The 279-nt window shown below is 56.3% G+C and carries 1 protein-coding gene; it reads right to left on the bottom strand.

What is annotated here, in order from left to right; genetic code table 11:
• A partial coding sequence (locus FE392_RS19485; RefSeq protein WP_319931795.1) for a hypothetical protein occupies positions 1-279 on the bottom strand: 279 nt, incomplete at both ends.

Raw genomic sequence — 279 nt, forward strand, 5'->3', positions numbered from 1 at the left:
CGCGGCGCCGCTGACCGGTTTGCCGTTTTTATCCGTCAGTTTCAGGCGGATAACCGTCTGGGTTTTGCCATCAGCCACCATGGATTTATTGGCGGGTTCAAAACCGGAATCCGAAGGATTGACTGCCGAAGCGGTCACCAAAATCTGGGCTTCCATTCGCTCAGAAGCATTGCCCTGTAGGTCATAAGCCACGCCGGACAGACTGTAGGTGTTGTTGCCATCGGCATTATACGGTGGCAGGGTCAGCAGGTAATGCGTGCCGCCGCGCACCGATTCAGC

The sequence above is a fragment of the Xenorhabdus santafensis genome, assembly GCF_033949405.1.
Lineage (GTDB): Bacteria > Pseudomonadota > Gammaproteobacteria > Enterobacterales > Enterobacteriaceae > Xenorhabdus > Xenorhabdus santafensis.